The 22,090-nt window shown below is 58.2% G+C and carries 11 protein-coding genes and 1 pseudogene; 3 read left to right on the forward strand and 9 right to left on the reverse strand.

Going from position 1 to position 22,090, the window contains the following annotated elements; translation table 11 throughout:
• Positions 1 to 200: 200 nt before the first annotated feature.
• Entirely contained in the window at positions 201 to 1,979 is a 1,779-nt protein-coding gene (locus JAO75_RS18440; protein WP_199050611.1) for a DUF262 domain-containing protein, read from the reverse strand.
• Positions 1,980 to 2,331: 352 nt separating this feature from the next.
• Here JAO75_RS18440 and JAO75_RS18445 point away from each other — a divergent pair.
• Positions 2,332 to 3,098 (forward strand): annotated as a pseudogene (locus JAO75_RS18445) (IS5 family transposase).
• A 16-nt stretch (positions 3,099 to 3,114) separates the two neighbouring features.
• On the opposite strand, the gene JAO75_RS18450 reads toward JAO75_RS18445, so the two are convergent.
• From JAO75_RS18450 to JAO75_RS18460, 3 genes are all read right to left on the reverse strand, one after another.
• Positions 3,115 to 3,894, reverse strand: coding sequence for a hypothetical protein (locus JAO75_RS18450; protein WP_199050612.1), 780 nt, complete (start codon positions 3,892 to 3,894; stop codon positions 3,115 to 3,117).
• Positions 3,895 to 3,903: 9 nt separating this feature from the next.
• The gene (locus JAO75_RS18455; RefSeq protein ID WP_199050613.1) at positions 3,904 to 4,272 is read right to left on the reverse strand and encodes a hypothetical protein; all 369 of its coding nucleotides are present in this window, start codon (positions 4,270 to 4,272) and stop codon (positions 3,904 to 3,906) included.
• A gap of 77 nt (positions 4,273 to 4,349) precedes the next feature.
• Entirely contained in the window at positions 4,350 to 6,020 is a 1,671-nt protein-coding gene (locus JAO75_RS18460) for an SIR2 family NAD-dependent protein deacylase (protein ID WP_210340321.1), read from the reverse strand.
• A 418-nt stretch (positions 6,021 to 6,438) separates the two neighbouring features.
• On the opposite strand from JAO75_RS18460, the gene JAO75_RS18465 reads away from it, so the two are divergent.
• Positions 6,439 to 7,248: a hypothetical protein gene (locus tag JAO75_RS18465; RefSeq protein WP_199050615.1), complete on the forward strand. Its 810-nt coding sequence runs from the start codon at positions 6,439 to 6,441 to the stop codon at positions 7,246 to 7,248.
• Positions 7,249 to 7,329: 81 nt separating this feature from the next.
• Here the strand turns inward: JAO75_RS18465 and JAO75_RS18470 are convergent, their stop codons facing one another.
• The gene (locus JAO75_RS18470) at positions 7,330 to 9,198 is read right to left on the reverse strand and encodes a GmrSD restriction endonuclease domain-containing protein (RefSeq protein ID WP_199050616.1); all 1,869 of its coding nucleotides are present in this window, start codon (positions 9,196 to 9,198) and stop codon (positions 7,330 to 7,332) included.
• A gap of 317 nt (positions 9,199 to 9,515) precedes the next feature.
• Positions 9,516 to 10,502 (reverse strand): ADP-ribosylglycohydrolase family protein, encoded by a 987-nt coding sequence (locus JAO75_RS18475; protein WP_199050617.1) that lies wholly within the window; start codon positions 10,500 to 10,502, stop codon positions 9,516 to 9,518.
• A 129-nt stretch (positions 10,503 to 10,631) separates the two neighbouring features.
• Between JAO75_RS18475 and JAO75_RS18480 the strand changes: the two genes are divergently transcribed.
• Positions 10,632 to 11,255 (forward strand): hypothetical protein, encoded by a 624-nt coding sequence (locus JAO75_RS18480; protein WP_199050618.1) that lies wholly within the window; start codon positions 10,632 to 10,634, stop codon positions 11,253 to 11,255.
• A 23-nt stretch (positions 11,256 to 11,278) separates the two neighbouring features.
• Here JAO75_RS18480 and JAO75_RS18485 read toward each other — a convergent pair whose 3' ends face one another.
• The 3 genes from JAO75_RS18485 to JAO75_RS18495 all read right to left on the reverse strand — a co-directional run bounded on the left by JAO75_RS18485 (position 11,279) and on the right by JAO75_RS18495 (position 20,968).
• A complete protein-coding gene (locus JAO75_RS18485) occupies positions 11,279 to 11,563 on the reverse strand; it encodes a hypothetical protein (protein WP_199050619.1) in 285 nt (94 codons plus the stop codon).
• A 116-nt stretch (positions 11,564 to 11,679) separates the two neighbouring features.
• Complete coding sequence (locus JAO75_RS18490) at positions 11,680 to 17,757, reverse strand: DEAD/DEAH box helicase (protein ID WP_199050620.1); 6,078 nt, start codon at positions 17,755 to 17,757, stop codon at positions 11,680 to 11,682.
• 28 nt (positions 17,758 to 17,785) lie between these two features.
• Positions 17,786 to 20,968 carry an STY4851/ECs_5259 family protein gene (locus JAO75_RS18495; RefSeq protein WP_199050621.1) on the reverse strand — a complete coding sequence of 1,061 codons (3,183 nt, stop codon included), beginning with the start codon at positions 20,966 to 20,968 and terminating at the stop codon, positions 17,786 to 17,788.
• Between the last annotated feature and the right edge of the window lie 1,122 nt (positions 20,969 to 22,090).

Below are 22,090 nucleotides of genomic sequence, written 5' to 3' on the forward strand. Positions count from 1 at the left end.
TGGAATCGACAGAGCTGATTCCATAGGGTTGGTTGTGGTCGGCCGGGAGGCATCCCATGCCAGTTCCTCTGTCCCAAGACTTGCGTGAGCGGATCGTGTGCGCGGTGGCAGGCGGGTTCTCCATGAGGTCCTTCGTTACGGTGGATTGCCCTCTAAGAGTTCCAAATGAGGTCTCATCCTCAAGCCATGCGAAAAATGCGTTAGGTTCTCCTAGGCCTCGCCTTGGTTGCCACACGCGCTCTCATTGAGCTCACTACCGGCTTGCGGACGCGCCCTGCCGCCGACCGCGTGCCGGAGGATGACGCTTGGGCGCTTAGTTTATCGCTCCACTCGTCAGCCGCCCACCGCAGCAACTCCCTCTCGCGCTTCTCGATCGAAGCGCTATTCCATCCAGCGAGATCGTCGACGACTTGCTGCACATGCAAGAGCCCGGTTTTGATGTAATGCTGTCCCTTTGTGGCTGGGTTAGAAGCTCTGAGACTCGAGTTCAGCCTAGGCGGAAGTAAGATCAGGTTTCCGAGGCGATGGATATCCTCTCTATTCTTGAGCCGATCAGCATTCCTTTGTGGCCAAATGTGTTCGATAGACTTAGCGGAGTTTTCCGCCCAGATCCGTTTCCAGACTTCATTATCAAACTTCTGCCCTTGTCTCCGTGCCAGGAATTCCTCATACCTCTGCATGAAATACAGGAGCTCATCCTGCCAATCGTTGTAACGGTCCTGCTTTTTTGCCACCTTAAGCAGTTCTGTCTTGGGATAGAACCTCACCCACTCCTTCATTTGCGCGGCGATCGTTCTAGTTCGAATCTTCTTTCTGCCGACCTCCCAGGCAAGGCGAACATAATCGCCGACTGAGCTTCGCGCGTCTTTGCCAGCAAGGCCGTAGATTCTGAAGGTTACATTCTCCCACAGCCGCTGCAGATCCTCCTTTTCACGCTCGGCGAGATCTGGATGCAGGTCGATGGCAGTCGCCAAAAATCTCGTGTGAACGACCTTACCAACAGCACATAGACGCTGATTTGAGTGCAGCCTCTCGCAAGCTTTAACCATGTTCAGCAGGGCTGCCGCCGCGTCCAAAATCTTATCTGAGCTCGTAGCACGTTCACGAAACTTTCCGACCGCTTCGGGCTCACTGAGCAATTTCGATGGTCGCTCATTGAGATAAAGGGTGCCTGCAAACCTCAAGGCTTCTGTGATAATGTACTCCCTGGTACCCACCACACCGTAGATCTCCTTCCAAACCTGCTGCAGGTGATCGATGTCCGCTTGGCTACCGAACTTGAACGCGCGCCCCATCAAGAGGCTCTTCAGGCGGTCGGGCCAGGAGACATCGAGACCGCGGCTGTTAAGGACCTCGAACAGCGTGTAGGCCGTTTCCTCGTCGGAAATCTCATAGAGCACGAAGCCTAATCGCTTCTTTACCGTATTCAGGAGATTCTCAACGGTTCCCTCTCGGCGAAACCGCGTCCCAACGAAATCCTCACATTCCTTGATCGCGCTGACGAGCTGGATGTCCGCTGTCGTTCTGACATCCCTAACCGTGGGATATTCTCCTTTCCGAAGGTACTCCCTAAAGATTAGCGTGGTACTGTGATTGGTCTGTAGGAGAGCGTATTCACTGTTACCCTTGTTCAGAACAGCTTCAAGCCTCGCAGCCATAGCCTTGTCGCTTTTCTTGAGCTGCTTTTCGATCGCTTTGAGCAAAATAACGAGTGTTGTCATCCGCTGTTGGCCATCAACGAGCTCAAGCACGTGATAGTCGCGGCCGGCAAGCTTTTTGGTCTTCGCACGACGTGCCACGATGGTCGCCATGAAATGGTGCTGATCGGAACGCAGTCCCGAAACCCGCTCGATGTCTTCAAAAAGGTCCTGTCGCTGACGCGTCTCCCAACTGTATGGCCGCTGGAAATCGGCTATCTGGAACAGTCGGTCCGTCAATAATTGTTCAAGGGTCAGGTACAGGGGCTTGATATGGGACATTTTATGATCGAAGGCGGGTTCGGCAGTCGCGGGAACATGCCTACTAGCACCTACTCCTGCGTCGGGGATAGATGCCGCCGCGGTTAGATTTGGCTCGTAGCAGTTATCCCATTTTCAGGAGGCACGTGCGCGTTTAACCAAGGCCTGGCCGGGAAGGATCATACATGTCGCAGCCCACCATAAGGACACGAACCTTTGCCACCGAAGAGTCCCTAGCGGCGAGCAGAGCCTGGATGTTTCGCATGGGAGCCCGATCAGCTTGCTCACCATGTCAACTCTAGGTCGTGAACCCATAAAAGATCTTTTCTTTGCAGCGAGTTGATGATTCACCTCCCGATTCCGGGAGGATCTGATGCGCCGTCATGAGCTGACTGATCTCGAGTGGAAGATCATCGAGCCGCTGTTGCCCAACAAGCCGCGTGGCGTGCCGCGGGTGAACGACCGCCGGGTGCTCAACGGCATCCTTTGGCGCTTCCGCACCGGCTCGCCTTGGCGCGACATCCCCGAGCGGTATGGGCCCTCCACCACCTGCTACAATCGGTTCGTGCGATGGGGCGAAGCCGGCGTGTAGGACCGCATCCTGAATGCGGTCTCGGCCGCTTACGATGGTGACCTCATCATGATCGGCAGTTCCTGTGTCCGCGTCCACCAGCATGGCGCGAGCGGTAAAAAGGGGGTGGAGATGGTGGCATGGGACGTTCCCGTGGCGGCCTGACTACCAAGATCCATGCCGTAGTGGATGCTGAAGGCCGCCCGATCCGGATTGCTCTGACACCCGGTCAGGTCCATGACGGCACCGCAGCCGAGGAGCTTCTGACGAAGGTGAAGCCGGGCGCGACCCTGCTGGCCGACAAAGCTTACGACAGCAACGCCATTCGCGAGCAGGCCCAGGAGCAAGACGTCTGGGCCAACATCCCGCCCAAGAGCAACCGCAAGGGCTCGTTTGTCTTCAGCGCCTTTCTGTATCGCTACAGAAACCTCGTGGAGCGCTTCTTCAACAAGCTCAAACAGTTCCGCGGCATCGCAACGCGATACGACAAGAACCCGGGCAACTTCCTCGCTGCCATCAAGCTTGTATCAGCCCGGATCTGGCTGCGCAGTTATGAGTCCGCTGCCTAGTTGGTTTGATGTGCGTTCAGCTCGCTGCACCCTCAACTCGCCTCATCATCTCTTCTTTCGCAGTGTCGATGAGGTCAGGATTTGTTTGCTGCGACAGTTGCTCTCGTCTCAATCGACCGAGGAAATATCCAATCCGCTCGTTGTTCGCTCCTGACGGATGGGGCATTCCAAAAAGCACCTGGTCTTTGCTCAAGAGATGTTGTTGAACCAGCCACTGAACACCCTCCCTTGCTTTTGGCCCGCAGGGTACCCAAAGTGCTTGGGAGAGGGTCCGAGCTTCCTCGGCAAGACACTGAGCAAGGTACTTCCGCAAAACGGGTGTCCGGGTCATTAAAGGAGTGCCACGGTAGTTCTCACCGCTCCTGAACACAGGGTAGCGTAGTGCCGACGTGAAATGAGCCAGATGCGCGTGGCTGCCCCACAATGCACTGGAGCTTGCAATGCCGAGATGGCGGTGAAGCCCGATATGGTTGAGCATTGCCACCAAGGCATTGCGCATTTGCCCTGAGAAGCTCGCGTGCACTTTGGCTGCCCTGAGTGCTGAGGCTTGGTCGGCTCCGACAAGGAGCTGCCTGCGTGTCTCGATGAGAGCCTCGGCAGCCTGGAAACCGCCCGGTGTGATGCCGACGATCACGATCTCGGCCTCCTGCTGGATGTGCTCGATCGGGGCGTAACTCACAGTTAGCGGCCCCTCCTGGTCCAGGATCAGGCGACCGTCCAACGTCACATCAGCCCGGATCTCATCCTCAGAGCAGGCTGTAATCATATCAGCGAAGCGATCAAGCAAAGTCGACATCTCACTTCCTCACAGCAGGGATACAACCGAAAGGGCCTCGCCTGCCGAGCGAACGGTCACCCAATAGAGCGGCGCATCCTTGAACTCTGCAATGCGTTTAAGATTGCTGTTGCGTCCATACTTACCCGGAACCTGCCAAGGCATATTCAGGTTTGGCTCGAAGCCTTTCGAGGCAAGAGCTGATTTCAGCCGCTCGTCTTCCAAGAACCAGACTCGAACGCCGTTTTCTGTGACACGCTCGACAGCAAATGGAATTCCTGTCTCGGTTCGGTAGCAACATAGATATTGAGTATGGTCTGGGAGATGCCGCCGGAAACGACCGCTCGCCTCAATAGCTTGCTCAACTTCTGTTCCGACTTTGCTTGGAGCCTTCATCATTCCACCTTCGGCTATGGGACCACTACTTGTAGGAAAATGATCAGTTCTCCCTAGGGGCGTACTCTGATGCAGAGCCGCTAATTCCTCGCAGGAATATCATTCTTTTCGCGGCTTGCCGCCTGAGCAGCAGGAGCATTTGGCGGCAGTGAACAATCAGTTGGGCTGCTAATCAGAGGCTGCACCTCAATGATCATTCCTGGGAATACCGGCGCATCGTAGATTGTGCTCGTTAGTCCTCGCGTCAGTGGGCGAGCAGAAACATCCGCATCCTCTCCCGTGATCTTATACGATTGGAGAACATCACCAACGGTAGATCCATGGGCGACAGATAGGGCGTACTCATCCCAGCGACCCTGCCGGTCTGCGACACGCACAAGGACACGAGCAAGCCTTGATGTCAGCAGGTCGCCGACATTGATGCGCCCCTCAATGACGGGTGCCCAGATCCTTCCGTCGAAAACGCAAATCTCGATATGGTGCAACATTCTTGAGCCCGACGAGGAGTCCAGGAAGGTGCGAACGCCCGAAAGCTGCGCGATCAAGCAATAGGCAACGTCGTGCTCTTGCCCCTCCCCAGCGGAGAAGACGCCCATTGAGACCTTCTCGAAGCCTGCCTCCTCGATTGCGGCCAGAGCCTCACGTGTTGCCTCAGTGATAGCCGCAAGGCTGCGCTCATCAGAGTTCTCGGAATGCCGCCCCTCACGGGCTCCAACGAGAAAGACGGGATGAGGCGAATCCTCAGTGCCCAGCCTAAACAGCCTGCCGCTCTGCGCCTGCGGGACAGAGAACCAGGCTTCGGGATCATCATAGAGCTTTCTATTCTCTATGAAGAAGCGCCAGGCCATTTGGCCATAACCCGGCTCAATGCGGTCATCGATCCGGTCAAGGCCAACACTGAGGGCGACACATGCATGAGGCCGCGGCGCTGAAAGACCGGCGAAGCGGATGGTGACTTCGACCCTATCCTGGCATTCGCCCGCATGGTCACCCCGGGGCACCTCGAACGATAGTCGGGAGAGCATGGCACCGCTGGACTGTGCTGCGACCGGATTGTCCCTGGATACAGCGATCCTGCTCAGCGCCCCCGGAAGCTCTCGATGTGTATCACCGTAGACAACAGGCGTGATGCCGAGCCGGACCGCGAGGAACTCCGGATCGACTTTTTCCAAGTCAGCGCGGGAGAACAATGCATAGTGGACGGAGGGGCTTGGGCCCAGGGCAAATAGCGTCTCGGCGATCAAATTGACGAAGTAGCTCTCCGCCAGACCGCTTCCGACAAACAGAAGCGACCGCCGCCGGAAGACCTCTGAAAACGCACGCCTGAACGCTGTGGCCGAATTGATCACCCCTTGATACTGTTGATGCCCGATCACGACTTCATCGAGCAGGGCTTCCAGCCTTGGGCAAGGCTGCCGAACGGATGCAGCAACTCCGGCCACGTGCCCCTGGATATACCACACAGTTAGGTCCTGGATGACGTCCAATCCTCTGATAACCTGAGCGCAATCCTGCGCGGATCGGCCCAGAACACGAAGAGGAAGAGCGCCCGGTTCGCGTTCATTGGCGACAGGGAGAATGTCGTCATAGTTTGTGGTGATAATTAACGGCCAAGAGCCTTTGACAAGGGAGGATGCCTGTTCGGGCAGTCCCTGCGTGCTACTCGAGGTGTCCCTCAATGCTGCAATGAGGATCTCGCGCCGCTCCGCCGCCGATTTGAGCCGGAGCCACGCCGCCGCACGGTCGGCCAAACGGTAAAGTGCCTCGGGGCTCGTATCACCTCCAACGACGCGTGCTTCAGCTCCACACCGCCGGGCCACCTCCTCCACAAAATCGATCCAGCTCCGACAATAGGGCCGGCTTACCCCCGCTCCGACAAAGGGCACCAGACGGCCCGCCGCATGGGCTGCCCTCATTCCAGGAAGGGCGTCTTCGAGCGCGATTAGGTGCTCGCGGGCTTGAGGCCCTGGCGTGAGGTTAAACATCATATCAAAAGGCAATATGCGGGATGAGCGTGAATTGGCACACCGCGACCGAAGCTTGCCTGAAAGCCCCCGACCGTGCGGGCCCTTTCAGACTCTCTTCCCTGGATCCAGCCATAAGGTCAAGGTGGACGAGGCAGCGTTCAGGCAATAGCCTTGGTACTAGTCAGTGCTTGAGGGGCAGGCCATGAAGACGATTAGGGAAGCGAAAGCGGGTGAGGCACTTCTGCGCCTAGTGGGCCACAACAAGACGTACTTTGGGATCGTTATTGCGGGCAATGCCATCCGCGCCAAGATTGAGGGGGGGAACCCAGACGATGTATGGCGCCGCCTCCACGACGAGGCTGCGCGAACGAACCCAAGCTACTTTGGGTTCTCAGGCGCAAAGGCGCGATTTCTGCGCATGTTCCCAGACGGCTTCTCCACGCCGGGCTATGGCCCGCATGAACGTGACTACAAGCTGAAGGCCAAGTCCAAACTTGATGCCACCTTGCCTCTTGAGGATGCCCTGTCCGCGTCAGGGCATGGAGAGTCAGCCCTTGCAGCATTCCGCGCGACTAACCTCCTCTCTCCCTTCGAGAGCACCCGCATGCAGGAGGCCTTGAGATCACGGGCGGCTGACGCATTCATCCAGGGCGCCGCCACCTTCGCCATAGGCGAGGTTGAGCGCGGCCTCAACGCTATGGAGGATGCCCTCAAGCCGTTCGACATCGCAAAATGGACGGCAGTCACCTATCTACCGTTCCTGTGGCGTCCGGAAGCGCACATGTTCCTCAAGCCGGAGGTCACCAAAGACTTTGCGCAGCGCGTCGGCCACCGCTTCGCGGATCTCTATGCCGCTCCTTTGAACATCTCTATCTACCGCTCGCTTCTTGACCTTGTCGGTGAAACTGCTGAGTCAATTGCTGACTTTGGCCCAAGGGACAATATCGACATTCAGAGCTTCATTTGGGTTGTCGGCAAATACACTACTGATGAGGTGCAGACTGTGGAGTAGAGAACTTCCGAGTTAAGATAGCCCTCTGCCCTCGACAGTATTCCGACCGACAGCAGCTCCTGCATAGGCCGGCGTCCTGCCTTATTCCGCTGCATCGAGCACAGTCTGTAAGCGGGCGTCTGCCTCACCTTCGATGACGTCCCCTGTAGGCTCATCGCCCGCATCACCCCTATAGACCTCTTGGCCCATGGTTTCCTGGATCATCGCCAGAAGCCGTTCGCGACGCACCATGTAAAATCTATCGAACTGGTCCGACCGGAGAAGCTTCGGATCGATTGCGTGCGTTTCAAGATGACTGTCAAGGACGGCGTCGGTGATCGCACCCGCTCTGCGGAGATCCCCAAGGTAATACGAGGGGGCGGACCCTCCAACAATCCTGTTTGTCTTAGCCGATAAGGGTGTCTTGTTGACGACAGTATCGTAACGGCTACGTGGGATCCCGTTCTTTTCGCACCAGGCGCGTGGGAAGATATGGTGAATATCTACCGCCTCATCGAAGTACACGGTGTCATCGAAGCTCTGGCCGGAGCGAAAGTCCCTGGCGCCCTCACGCATCAACAAGGCGTGCAGTCCCTTGTAGGCCGCGGATAGGCGCGAGGTCATCGTGTCGAGCCGGTCTGCGCGGAAGACCGCGTCACGAACGCTCGTTGGTTCCGGTCCATCCTCAAGCCATGCCGGAACCTCCCAGAGGTCCTTTGCAAAACGCGTCTCCACAGCGGAACCATAGAGTTCCCCAAACACGCCGCACCAATACCAACGCGCCAATCTACGACGCACCACATCCTGCTCCCACGCATCGCCAATTTCGGCAAGGATCGCAGCGAGCGGGATCAGCTGGGTGTGGTAAGGAACGTCTTTGTGCCAATAGATCTTTTGGGCGCGCAGGAAGCGTGCGACGCGCTCGAACCCGGCTTCAACCTTGGGTGCCAGGGTCTGGTAAGCATCGAGCGGCAGCGCGAGCAACGTATCACGGGTGCACATGACCGGCGGCGGATCACCTTCCCCCGTTCGAGCGAGGTGGGCCCGACGTCGCCCAGCTGTGTGCAATAAGGCAACAGCTTGGAGCAGCTCCGTAGGCTGGAGCCGGCTTAAGACATTGTAGCGGGCCAGACGCTGGTGCCGGCCTGGCTCTTTGCCCGTGCCGAACCAATCCTGCCGCAGATCAAACTCGTCCGTCGCATAGATAGCTGTCAGAAGTTCAAAGGCGTCGAGTTTCTTGCCACCTGTGTTGACTTTCTCGAACACGAGGCACACCGCCTCGCGGCTTGTGCCCCTCCCCAGCTCAATTACAGGCATCTGGTACTGTTTAAATGCCGCAATCACCTCATTCTGGAACCGGAACCACAGCTGGCTTTTTTCTGGGTCGTAGTTCCAGAACTTGAAGAACTCCATCTGCCATTGGTCCGGGTCAAACAGGTGGTTGACCGGGAACATTAGGTGCTTGAACTCGTGCTCTGGCACGGAGAGGTCCCGTATGATCTCCCGGCCGAAGTGTCGGGTTTCGATCCGGCTTTCTGGGAGCCCAACAAAGGCATCCATGCGGTCGCGCCCCGGCGTTAGGGCGGCTTGCATGTCAATGTAGTACCAACGGTCGATCCGTTGTTTCTTAGCGTTAATGGTCCGAACCACCTCACGCCTCATTGTTGCCTGGTACAGGGAGGTGATCCGCTGTTGCCCGTCCAGCAAGAGAGCTTCGGGATCGCGGTGTGCGCTCGCTTCTGGTGCTCCCTCCACTGTTCGCGGCTTGAACCGGACCTCTCCCCCCGTTTGCAGCGTCATGAGGGCTCCTACGGGGAAAGATCGGGAAATCGAAGCCAAGAGGCTGCGGATTCCCTCGTCGTCCCAAACCCAGCCGCGTTGGAAATCCGGCAATTGGATCAGGCCGTCACGAGCCTTACGCAACAGCTCATCAAGCGGCTTCTTCGTACTATCAAATTCTACCCTGTTCATGCCCTTACTCGGTTTCGTTATTCTGCGCCGATGACGCGGCGATAAATATGAGCCATTCTCGAAATTTTATGTTTCCGGAGTATATACTGGTTGGGCAGATACTTTCCACAGGGACTAAACCCGGCTGCAGTGGCACCATCTCGTCGGCCAAGAGTAACCTGTACTGCGAGATCCCACGAGGTTTCCGAACGAGACATGCAGAAGTGTCATCGGTGAGCGGGAAACAGGAGCGGCGGAGGCATGAGGATTTGAGCATCCTCTAGCCTTAGCGGCGAATGACCCGGTACGGCAGGACACACCAATCCCTTCACGCTGAATTACCGGTCAGTCGACGCTCGCAAGAGATCTAATGCAGTTTGTTCTATTCTCGCCCGCCAAGCCAACGGCCTGAGCCACTGGTCGGGTATTGAGGAGGCCCCATACAGCGCCCCTGCCAATTGGCCCGTCACGGCCCCGACCGTATCAGCATCGTCAGCCAAGTTGACCGCGAGCACCAGTGCCTCTTCAAAGCTGTTCGTTTGGTCGACACACCAGAGGGCGGCCTCTAATGTCGATGCAACGTAACCGGACGAACTAACGTTGTCCCGGGATTTCGCCTTCCATTCACCCGCGGCAATGGATCTGATGACTCCATGCCCCTTCCATGGCCGCCGCTGGAGTACATTCTTGGTACCCGTCTCAATGGCTTCGCGCAGCAACAGAGTAAAGAGCGCGCACGCTTCGATAGCCACTGGCGCGCCATGAGTGGTCCTGCTCTGCTCACGGGCATACCCGACAGCGAGCTGTGCATCCTGCAAGGCATAAATCGCAACTGGTGCAATCCGCATGAGGGAGCCATTTCCGGCGGATCGCTCATGAATCGGACCAGCATACGGGTTTCCAGTTTTGATAAAGCGTTCCAGGGACTCGCGCGTGATATTTCCGATGTCGAAGCATTCACCGGTACAAGAGTACTCGCCGTGCTCCCACCACCGGACGAAGCGCGCCATCAGATCGGCTGCATCAAACTTTCCACACGTGATCAAGCTGTCGGCCAGTGCGAGCGCCATGGCCGTATCATCAGTCCAAATTCCCGGTTTGAGCCGAAACGGCCCTCCTCCCGTCATCTCTGTATGATGGGGTCTGGTATCCCGATCTGAGAACTCAAGTGTCGTGCCAAGGGCATCACCAACGGCAAGTCCCAGGAGCGATCCAACTGCGCGATCCACCAATGACCCTGCCTCATAGGCGCGCCGTCGGCTGCCTTTTGGATCCCCAATTGACTGAATTGGATAGAGTGCAACACCGCTGCCTTCTTGATTCATGAGACTCTCCGGTCGATGAGCAACCCTAGCCCGCTTTAAGTTAGAATTCATGCTCCAATTGAATCTTGAATGGGACGTTTGGAGGGACCAGAGAATCCATGATGGAGCTTGTTTCAAAGCGAGGAGCCTATGACTTCACCAGCTACGACTGAGCCCCTCTACACCTACCGCCTGATGGCCTACCTGAAATGGGGAGGACCGGAGCGGCAACTTCCCGAAGACGAGCCCAATCTTCCCCGGGATCTCGTTGCATGCGCCGCTTCGTGGCGGACGATGGCCAAGGAGAACCACTTCGACGCTGGCGAAATGGCTCGGATCTGCTCTGTGGTCGCAAGCCACCTTGAGATTCTTTTTGTCCCATCCAACCTCAAGGAAGAGATTTCACTGGCACCCGTCGAGGAGCACCACATCAGAACGTTCGAGGTAGTGGCGGTTAATTTCAGCCGGGGACCGATTCCGTGGATCTGCGTAAAAGCTTTCTTTGAACTGGGCTTTACCGAAGAAGTCCCGCTGGACGGCATCGGTGAATGGCAGGATGCGAACGACTTCCTCGATTGGGCCCTAGCCTTCCGCTACACGTTCGATGATCCAGAGGAAGATTGGTGTGTCATGGCTGATCGGCGCCATGATGGCATTGAAATCTTTGGTCCTCTCGCACCAGATGACCCGGGTCTCACCTATGCCGAAAAGATCGGAGACTTGCTCAGGGATGTGCTGGGTGAGGATGATCCGCTGTCGGAGCACTCAAGCTAAGTCTGGTCCTGCGCAGCCTAAACCTAGAAGAAGTATCGATAGGTCACGAGCCCGATTACTCCCCAGAAGAGAAGGCTAACCCCTGCATAAAAGACTGATTCAAATGAGCTCTCATCTAGGTCATCATCTTCGTTAATTTCGCGAGACGCCCATGAGGTCTCTCTATCCTTTCTGATGAGGAAGATGTCTCTTCGCTCAAGCCCATACTGACCCTTGATAAGCTCAATAGCCTCCCACTCGCTCTCTGCCTCGACAAACGTATCTCTTGGACCTCTCGGCTGACGAATTCTCGCCTTGAACCTTGCCATTCATGGCTCCAGATGCGGCGCCGGCTAAGCCTACCCGCAGGCAGAAAGACGTGACCTTGCACAAGGCTGAAGTCAGGTCTCTCTGCCCGTCGGCTTGGAATTATCCCCTGCGCTAGTTATTCCGCAGCCTCCGCTGCAGATGCATTGATGATCCGTACTGGACCGATCGTAATGGGTGTCTTGGCCCCTCGCGGGGACTCCACGGCGAATGTAAGCTCAAGGAGCTGCTGCGCCTGAAGACTTGGCCTGGCGGTGAAATTGAACGAAGGTCTCCGCTGCGCTCGCCAGAAACCAAAACCCTGGTCCAGCGTGATCTCGAGCGAGCTCCCATCTGACCAGAGGAGGCTCAGACGACGATCGTGCGGCAGATCATGGCGCTGCATGAAGCACACCCTGCCTCCACTACCGACACCGGCGAGGATCTCGGTCATCACTGCGTGGCGAACGTCTGGAGCTTGCCAGTCATCAAGAATATCACGGGCGATGCGATCCTTGATGGGCGCTCCATCCTGGGTGCGCACAGTCACCATGCTGCCTTTCAAGCCACCTGGCCCTGCCTTAAGAGCTTCGGTCAAGAGGCGCAGCGGGAGCGGACTAAACAGATAGCGGTCGCTATAGACAACCTCGGCCGGAGCCCCGCGCCGACGCAGGACCCGCACCTCCGGCATTGCGGCTTCCACAAGCGTCCAGAAGGCTTTGCCATAGCCCGTTACAGGCCCATTGAGTTCCGTGCCAATTTCAATCCGCCGTACGTCCTCACCGACAGGAGGAGAAAGTTCGGCAGGGTCGAAGGCCGGTCCGATCTCTGGCAGAGGTGCTTCTCCTCGAACGAGCGGATCTTGAGATGTGGCTCCCCAATCTGGCCCAAGTGATTGAGCTGTCTCAGAGGCGACGGCCCAGAGGCGCGAACGCTCCCCGTGTCCAGCCGCGGCTAGGAGATAGAGATCTCCTTGGCGGGCGGTCTTGGGCATCCGATGAACGCTCACACCCTGGCGTAACGCAAGGGCTCGAAGACCTAGCCTTTGCGAGAGCGTTAGCGCCGCAAGGTACGCTGTGGGCGCAGCCAAACGAACCTGAACACCAGCAGCGATGGCTCGATCGAGGAGACGGCGACCAGCCCAGGCCGCCGGATCCCATTCGGTCACATCCCCGCCCAGGAACAGGGTCAGAGGTCCTGTTCCCAATCCAGCGCGGATCGCCTCAGCTGCTGTTCGTGGCTCGGCAGTTGTTTGAGCGAAGACCCGGAAACGTGGCGGAAGGTCTAGAAGAGGCAGAATTTCCTTATCCAACAATGCAAGTGCGGCACGTCGGTCGATCTTGTCGGCGTCAAATCGGCTGTCGCCAGCGAGAATGCATGACGGGCAGGCGGTCTGACATCCCTCCGCATGGCAGTCCAGGATACTGCGAGCTGATCGTAGCAAATCCGCTATGATCTCTGGTGCCTGCGTTGCAAATCCCGCGCCACCGGCAGCCCTATCGTACAATAGGATGGATAAGCAGGATTGGTTAGCCCGTAGCCGTCGTTTGTTGACGGCATATCCGATTTCGCTCGACTCTACGCCTAAGCTCCGAACTAGTGCCTCGCGTAGGCTTACCGCGAGCGCAAAAGCCGCGGCTTCCTGGCTTGTTCCTCTCAGCGCTTCGAGCTGAAGCTCGAATACGTCCGTCCGGGCTTGATGACCAAGAGCAAGATTACGTTTGACTCCAAACCCAGGCCGTCCGCCAGGGCATGGACCACTAATTCGCTTGGCACGCAACGGATTATGGTCTTGGAGTTCGCGAGGAAGCGGAGGTTCGGCCATGCCTGGGAGGCACCGCATCGTTTCGGCGGCTGCGCGGCCGCAATGGAGGCATATTGCGAAACCCAATTTGTTGGGGCCTTCCGCTCGGAATAGAATAGATCCGCCATCCGCGGCGCGCATTCGGCCAACCTCCGGGTGCGGCAAAGCCAACCATTCAGCACCATTTGCGGATACGAACGGTGGTGTTGGTTCCACGTGGTCAGGCTGGGTCACATCCGTATGGGGTGCATTCCTCGTATCACCCTCGTCGAAGGCAAAACCGGCCGGGCGCAGGTACTCGACCCTAGTGAGCTCCTCACTTCCGCATTGTGAGCAAAGCTCTGGACGCGATGGAGCATCCCCGTTCGCGTCGCAAGTCGCGCAACGCCACGCAAACCGGATGCTCTGGGGTGCGCGCTCCTCCTCGTTCGCAGGCCGCTTCCAGTTCAACGTCACGCCCGCTGAGCGATAGACCAAACCGTCGAGGACCACCTCTGCGCCTGGGGCATAATCTCGGATGGCGAGATCCAGGGATCGCGACGGCGCATCAATCCGACGGTAGCCACTTTCCCCCAATCCATCAGCCGGATTACGCCGTGCATCCGGCTTATCAGGCACGAGGAATGTTACGACATCGGTGGGGAACCCATAGGAGGGAAGCACGCCCCGGTTGGCCAACTCGCCCAGAACGAAGGATCCGCACAGGCGCTTGAGCTGATGCTGGATGCGGGACTTGGCTGCGCCGCTAGCCCCGACTAGATCCCGAGCCAGGGACGCCCACTCGTCTCGCCAGGCCTCCGCTGCAGTATCCAAGGATGCCGCAGCCCTGACAGGAAGATCCAGTGTGGTTTCCAAGCAGGTGCCTCGAACCAACTGTCGAAGAGCGTCATCTAACCCCTCACCGACACCATCGGCTGAGCGGCACCAGCTGATGAAGCGCTCAGCAGCGTTGTCGGCAGCGACAACACCGTCGCCGTTACGGCCGAAGAAGTCCCCTGCTTTCAAGGAATGCAACTCATCCGCTGCATCCATCCGGATGAAATATGAAAGGAGGAGCGCATTGACGTGCCGCTGAACGATAGTAGGGCTTTGCAGAGAGACGGCCGGGGGCTTGATGCCAGCAATGAGTGGCCTCATCGGATCGCTATACGTCGTCCAACCGAAAGGCTCGTCCCGGGCAAACGTCAATGCCGTTGCGACGGCCTCACGCCGTCGACCCGCACGGCCGACGCGCTGACGGTAGCTCGCTGGAGAGGGAGGCACATTCGTGTTGACCACCACCTGGAGGCCACCGATGTCGACACCCATTTCCATAGTCGTCGAGCACGAGAGCACATTGAGACGCCCCTGCTTGAAGCGTTTCTCGAACCAGCGCAGCTTCCAACCCGGCTGCTGCGCAGAGTGCTCGGCGGCGAGCACGACGGGGGACAGACGGGCGATCCGGTCATGCAAGTCGCGCCAAATGCCCTCCGATCGCAGAGCGGTTACGTCGGCGTTGCTCCTCAACCATTCGTCGATCTCCTCCCGCGCCTCTTTGGAGCGAGGCCAGGCCTTGGGCAGCCGAGGCATCGTGATGGAACGGCAGGGTGTCAATTCGAGGCTCGCGCCCTGCGGCTGCCAAGGGGTCAGCCCGCGGAAGGTTCCAGGTAGAACCTGATTGGTGACTGGACACATCCAGCCATCCCCAATTCGGCCAATTTCCGATCGCGCCAGATCGAGCTGGAAGCCTCCGTTCACCTCCTTCAGGATCGGCAGCAGTGCGTTGAACGCCATCTCAAGGCACTCATTGGCATCGTCGATATGGTCGGGTCGGGAGAAGTCGAGTCCGAGGCCCGCGCGCAAGAGTTTTACAACTGCCGTTCGCTCCGTCTGTCCCGACCGCACACTCGGCCATGCATAACGCCAATCGTCAGCATCGCGCTCGGCACCAGGGCGACAGATGACACGAGGGTTGATCTTCAACCCAATCCAGGGAAGATCGGAACGTTCGATTGCTACAATACTGCGCGAGCGTAGCAGATAAGTCTCGAGGAGATACAGAAATGCTCGCCAATCAGCGAGGCTGCCTCCATGCCGGCTGAACGCTGAAGGGACATGCCGCTCTTCGAGCTTTTCGATGGCCGCATACCGAAACTGAACAAGGCCCATCGTCTCGGCGCTGTTCGCGCGCTTTGGTCGCCGGAATAACTCTCGCAGAATAAGAACCCGAGCGAGGTTCCGCGAATCGGCAAAGATCTCGTGGCGATACTGCCAAACTTCCTCGCGCAGCCGCTCCAGCCCTTCTTCGTTGCCGAGCGTCGCAACTGCCTCGTCCCACGGCAAGGCCGCACCGGCGCGCGCCTCAAGGTCCTTGAGCTGGCTCTCGTAACCGCGTCGCATTTCGTCCGCGCCCGGGATACCTGCGAGACGGTCGATGAAGGTCCGGACGTTTTCGATCTCCCGTCGGTCAGCCTCGCTCGCCCTTCCCTCCTGAACTGCATGGTAGAGCACGGCACGCACAAGGTTGCGCTCGGAGTCCTGCTGTAGGCGGGCTGCAAAACGCGCGGTGCCCTGCCGGCTGTCCGTAAAGGTGATGAGTTGGCGCCCATCGGAGGGAGGCGAGGCATTTTGCGTTTCGAGCCGCTCGAGCATCTGCGGCAGCACGCCGCCGAGAAGAAATGGTGCGCCGAAGCGGGCACGGCGAAAGTTAGGCGCACCGTTCGACGTTGATCCGCAGGCACAGCATGCGGAGCTGTCAGATAGGCGCAGCATTAACATGCCATCGTCCATACGGTCTGCGAGGGTGCCGGTTCGTGGATCGTATGGCGAGCTCCAGGATCCATCTCGTGCTGCCGGATCAACGATGAGCCGCCCCTGCGCACTGGCTAATGATCTTCCGTCCGCTTCCCCATCGCCGATTTCGAGACCCTGCGCGAACTCGTCCTCAGTTGTTCCGTCGATGGGCGGACGTAACCTTCCATCCGCCGTTTGTTCAGCGAGAAGGTGTGGTGCGCCGCAGTCACCGCAAGCGGCGAGTTCGAACAATGGAGTATTGCAAGCGGTGCACCGCTCATGTTCCGATACACTCACCTCGCCCCACGGCCACATTGCATCATCGAGTGCAGTGCCAGCACGTCCAGAACAGGCCGGGTTGGGACAAACCCAGAATCCAGGTTGAGCTCGGTGAACGAGATGAAGTCTCAGCGGCAGGAGACGGCGCCCATCGCGCTCCGCATGAGCGGCAGCCTCTGCAAGAGTGAGAGCGTCGCGCCGGCTTGCACCGTCACCAAGTGCGGTGCGAGCGGCCTCTGTGAGCGTGAGCCCAGCTTTCTCAGCTAAGGCTTTACGGAGGCGAAGCGCCCTTGCATCATCGAACAGTTGATCGAGTGTATCCTGCGTCTGCTTGGGCATGGAAGACAGCTTGGTCGTGAGGGTAGTATCCCGACTTCCCTTCACAACCGCCACGCGGTCCAAACCCGTGCCAGAGAGGTCGGATAAGAACTGACGAAGCCGATCCGTCACGTCTCGCCCTTCGCCAAGCGTCGCTGACGTGGCCACGAAACGAACTTCGTTCGGGCTGACTCCGAAAGCACGCATGACGCGCCGAAGAAGAAGAGCTAGCTCGGCAGCCTGCGAGCCGATGTAGGAATGGGCTTCATCCAGCACGATCCAACGCAACTTCCCCTGTGATCGCTGGAGGATCGGTTCATCCGTGCTGCGGATCAACATATATTCAAGCATCGTGATGTTGGTCACGAAGATCGGCGGTGTATCCTCCCGAATCGTCGTGCGATCCAGCGCCTCATTTGGTCGCGCACGCGCAACAGAGTTTTTCACCGTTTCCTGCGTATCGCCATTGTAAAGGCTGAAGCGCAGGTGATCACCAAAAGGGGCTGTCCAATCGTGTAAGCGGTCTCGTTGGCTGCTGATCAGCGCATTGAGCGGGTAAAGCATTAATGCCCGCACCCCCTGAAGCCGCCCTTCCTGCCGCCGTAGGCGCAGAAGGTCCTCTAGGATCGGAATCAGAAAGCACTCTGTCTTGCCCGATCCCGTTCCGGAGCTAACAAGTACAGATTTTGGCTGTGGAGCGAGGAGAGTACGCCAGGCCTCGACCTGATGAGCATATGGATGCCAATCACGCCCAAAGCGATAGCGTTCGTTGCGCTCTGGATCTATCGGATTCTGAAGGTCGAGAGCATCAATAAGGGCTGGATCAAGCAATCCTTCGAGTTGCGCCATCGTCTCGTGCGCTTCTGTCCAGCCGAATGCTCCCTCGAGAACCGGATCGGCCAGGAATGAATTGGGGAGCCCAGGATCTGCAGACAACAGATCTTGCAGGCGGCGCAGCAGTGCTGGGTTCCGTAGGCCTGACTGAGACAGAACGGCGGATGCGGAGCCTTGGCAGATCTGGCGAAGGAAATCATACGTGATCATGGATCGGCTCGCTATTAACTGGTTGTAGCTAAGCTCCGGGACGCAAGGCCGCGAAAGCACTCTCGAAATACGTTTGGTCGAAGCGTTTGGCCGTGCGCAGAGCAAGAAGCGCTCCCTCGTCAGCCTTCATTCCCGCCATGATGGCTGCTGCCAGATGCGGTGCGAGGATAACACTGTGCGTATGCTTGCCATAGCGGTCGAGGTCTTTCCGCGGCAGAGCTGAGAGAATTGGGTCCAGCACTGGCCATTGCCTGTCCGCATTGCGCTGGAGCAACCCTTGGATGGGCGCTCCGGCAGGCGGAGGCGCGGCTGCTGGTCCCGTTAGACCAATGGAATGGGACAAGAGCCACACAAGCTGCCAAAGGTGCGGGCGTCCCCGGTGGAGAGCGGCGAGCACGTCACCCATCAGGGCTAAAACCACATCTTGAGCATCTTGGCCCAACAATGTGCTAAGCCAACGTCGCTGAGCCTCGGCCGCGGCGATCCAATCGGCCACTGGGATTGTCTCCCACAGAAACGGCAGTTCCTGCTCCGTCTCGAGCACCCGACCAATCATGTCGGCAGGGGAGCCAATAAGAAAGGCAGCAAGTGCTTTCGGCAGTCGGGCTATGACCGTGAACCAGTCGAGGGACGCGAGGGGAACCCGCCCTTGGCACAGCTTCAGAGCAGCGCGGAGGCGTCCCCAATCAGCGTGGCCTGGCGTTGCTGCAATCTCGATCAGGTGGTCCGCCATAGCGGTCTTGCGCGGAGCCATGCCCGAGATGAAGGCACACGCTGCAAAAGCATCTCCATCGGGTGGGTCTCCCACCGATGGAAGCAGTCCTGGTCGCGAGATTGCTCGTCCAGAATGCTCCACCCAGGTCAACCAGGGGGTCGACGGGTCGGGAGAGCAGATGCAAACCTCGCTGAGGGCGTGTGACGGTCCGGACCAGATTGTAATCTCGCCAGCTTGGGGATCGGTGAGTCTGTGCGCGACAACCTTTAGGATGGCGTCACTTGGCAGCTGCAACTGCCCTATGTCACACCGGAGACTGCCGTCTGGAGCACGCGCTAGCTCGAAAGCATACCGTTTGACAACGAGTCGCGCTCCCTCGCCTTCGAGAATGACCCTCGCATCCGCGTCACTCGTTTCGGAGAGAAGCGTACGACAGTCCGATGCCGTCGTCGCGAGCGAGAGACCCTGGCCTACGGGGGTCACAAATCCCAATGGTACGGGAGGCACTGCGCGCAGCTCGACTGTGATTAGACGTCCATCATCTGCAAGCACGCGCACACCGGCAAGGTCATTCACAGCAAGCTCCGCCTTGTTCGAAAGTCGAATGCCGCTCCGATCGATAAAGGCGACGCCGCGGTGTGGAACAGGCAGATGGAGCGTGATCGGTCCGCCATGCTCAAACATGATCGTGACGTCAAATTCCATAATGTTCGCGGGAGCTTGGACACTTATAGAGATTGCGTCTTGGCCATGGCGAACCGAGCTCGATACCCCATCTCGGACAGTCACCGCAACTCGGCATGGCCCGAAGTTTTTCAGGCGGATCTCTCCACCGCCAAATGGAGAGGGAATGACATCGATCCTTGCATCGCGAGGGAGGACCGCAATTCGAAAACGGTCAATCAGTTCTCCATCTCGTACAATTGCCACTTGAACAGCGCCACAAGGGGCCGCCTCGGCCAGAGAGTGCCACCGCCCTCCTGTTACCGGACGCCAGCGCACGTCTGCCGCGGCAACATTGAGTCCACCTGCATAAAACATCGCTGGGAGGCCAGCAGACGCTGGATCAGGAGATACCGGCACTGGTGTTGGCCGGGGAATCATGTGAACGCGCCGGCCGGACGGTTCAGTCACCCCTGTTGCGAGCCGAACGGTGAGCCCGTCAGATGACTTCGAAGTCACGGAACCACTCAGTCGGTACATCACGTGAATGCCGCCCTGAACGCAGCCTTGGTGCTCAAGAGTTGCGCTCTCCGGCGCATCGACGGAGACTTTCTGAGGATCGAGAGCAACCCACAACTCGTCCCCACGCACCCGCTGCCCACCGCTCCCGAGGAACTGCAGCTCGCCCTCCCCGGCACGCGCGAAGACGAGAATTTCGTCAAGAACAGCAGCACCGCCCGAGATCACGAATGGCGTGCTATGCCTGTTCCCGACCCGCAGCATCAATGACACGCTTTCGGCTAAGGGGAATTCGGTGGTGGTGCCGCTGCGCCGGACAGAACGGAACGTCCATTGCTCGTCACCACGCTCGATGACGGCAATCTCTCCGTCTCTGGTCGATGTCATGTGACCTGAAGCGATGAGACGCCCGCGGAAGACCCCATCATCCAGAAGTTCGACGACACTGCGGGGCATTTGGTCTATACGGAAACGGCCAGCCTCGGCCCATCGAAGAGCAGGACGCCAACTGTCTGCTTCGCGGATGAGGACGCGGTGGCAAATTTGGTCCGCGCCGGCGGCAGTTGCGGACGTTGCCCTCATCAATCCACGGAATAGGACCCGCGCTGCTTCGTCGTCGAGATTGATGGGCAGCCGATCGCGCCAACCTGTTTCCAATTGCTGCAAAATAAGAATGGGATCGGCGCTTTCATCGATGGGGCCGATTTGGTGCCTGAGCTCACGGATTGTGCACGTGAGCTCTGCAGCAAGAGCGAAAAGTTCGTTGGAGCGCAGTGAATCTGCAATGAGGTATGCATATGTCTCGGCCACCTCCGCGGCATCTTCAACGTCAATGGCATGCTCATTGACGAACCCTTGCACGCGCATCAGCCATGCGCGCACCGCCCCGTTATCACGGGAGAGAAGCCCTACCGGGAATCCGCACTCGGCAACAAGAGCAAACAGATGCCTCGCACCGCTCCTGAGGCGACTTGTTCCGTCTCGCCCCCACCACTTCAGCCCTCTGGTTTTTACAGGTTCGCAGAGCTGGGTGGTGCCCTTCAAGCCTAATGGCTCGAGAACAGTCCGCCAGGTCCAAACGCCGCCAAGATGCGCCGTTCGGAATGTTTCCGCTGCAAAGAGGACGAACCCTGCGGAGAGATGTCGCCCCTTATCATTGGCAAGATCAGCTTCAGCAAGCAGGGCTCTCAGCCCTTTCAACTCCTCAGGAGAGCACCGGTAGGTGTAAAGGGGATTGCCTGTTGCTCGCTCGAGGTGCCGCCGAGCCAGAAATTCACCAAGCCATCGCTGGGCCCGGAAGTCCAAAGCGCTCACGTGCACTCCTAAGAAAGGATCAGATCCAAGGAAGCGTTCATCCTGGAACCTATGCCCGTTGCGAGACAGTGTCCGCGAGCGCAAGCGGGAGCACCTGGCAGAGGCCTGGGCCGCCCAATCGCGGGTCTAAGATTGATTGATTATGAAATAGATGTGCCATAGCCGCCCCACGTGTACCGGATCGGGTCCCGGGTTCGGCCTAGACAAGTGGCCATTCGGAGCCCCAGTTTGTTATAAGTTCCCAAGATTGTACGAGGCTGTACAGCTTGCGCAAGCGCGCATGGCACATACATCGACCAAGGACTCATAACGAGAAGCGCCAAACTGGTCGTTCGCCGGCTTAATGAGGTTAGGACTCTGTCATTTCCGGTGCTTTTGGGCCAACTTCCCGGTCTCGCGCCCTGTTTTTGCGCGGCGAGCGCCCGCTACATCGCCTTTCTTGATCAAGCGGGAGCCGGCTTCTGCCGGTGGGCACACTCGCGCTCGACAAAATGCTTCATACTCGCGCTGCTCTTCAGGTGAACGTGGCGGCCTTGGGCCGTCGTCCCGAGGCGCACCGGGAGGTTTGACACCGGTAAACCAGGACCCGTAATCCTTCGGGGTGATCAATGTACTTCCCGCGAAATAACCGCCCTTTTTGCCCATCTGCACCTGCCATGCATGCTGCAGTGATGTATTCGGTTAAAGTATATGAGGGGCCGTGCTCCCCATCAACTTGTTCAATCGTCTAGGGCCTTGGGCACAAACGATCGTTGATCTGCCCACAGAGATTCTGTGTAAGCCGGCCAGATGAAATCTTAACCAAGATACAGAGTCAGCAAAGCTGGATCGCGATTTTCGCCGTGCGTTCGAATCGAGCGCTGCCATCTCAGGCGACGAATGGCCTTCGAATGGTCAGCTGCGTGATGAGCTATGCTCACCTCGCGGGAATGCCATCAAAGGTCTCTGCGGCTCCATTTCTGGTTGTTTCAGCGGGCACTCAGCTGGTCGTCTTCGCGACCTCGATATAGATTCGAAAGGAAAATAAGCCTAAGTACGGGGGCAAGCCGGAAGCTTCGCGCAGCCGCTATCACAGCAGATGGCTTTTGGCCTCACTCATGGAATGCGAGATGGAAGAGCCAA

This window comes from Microvirga splendida, from assembly GCF_016427565.1.
In the GTDB taxonomy this organism is placed as follows: domain Bacteria; phylum Pseudomonadota; class Alphaproteobacteria; order Rhizobiales; family Beijerinckiaceae; genus Microvirga; species Microvirga splendida.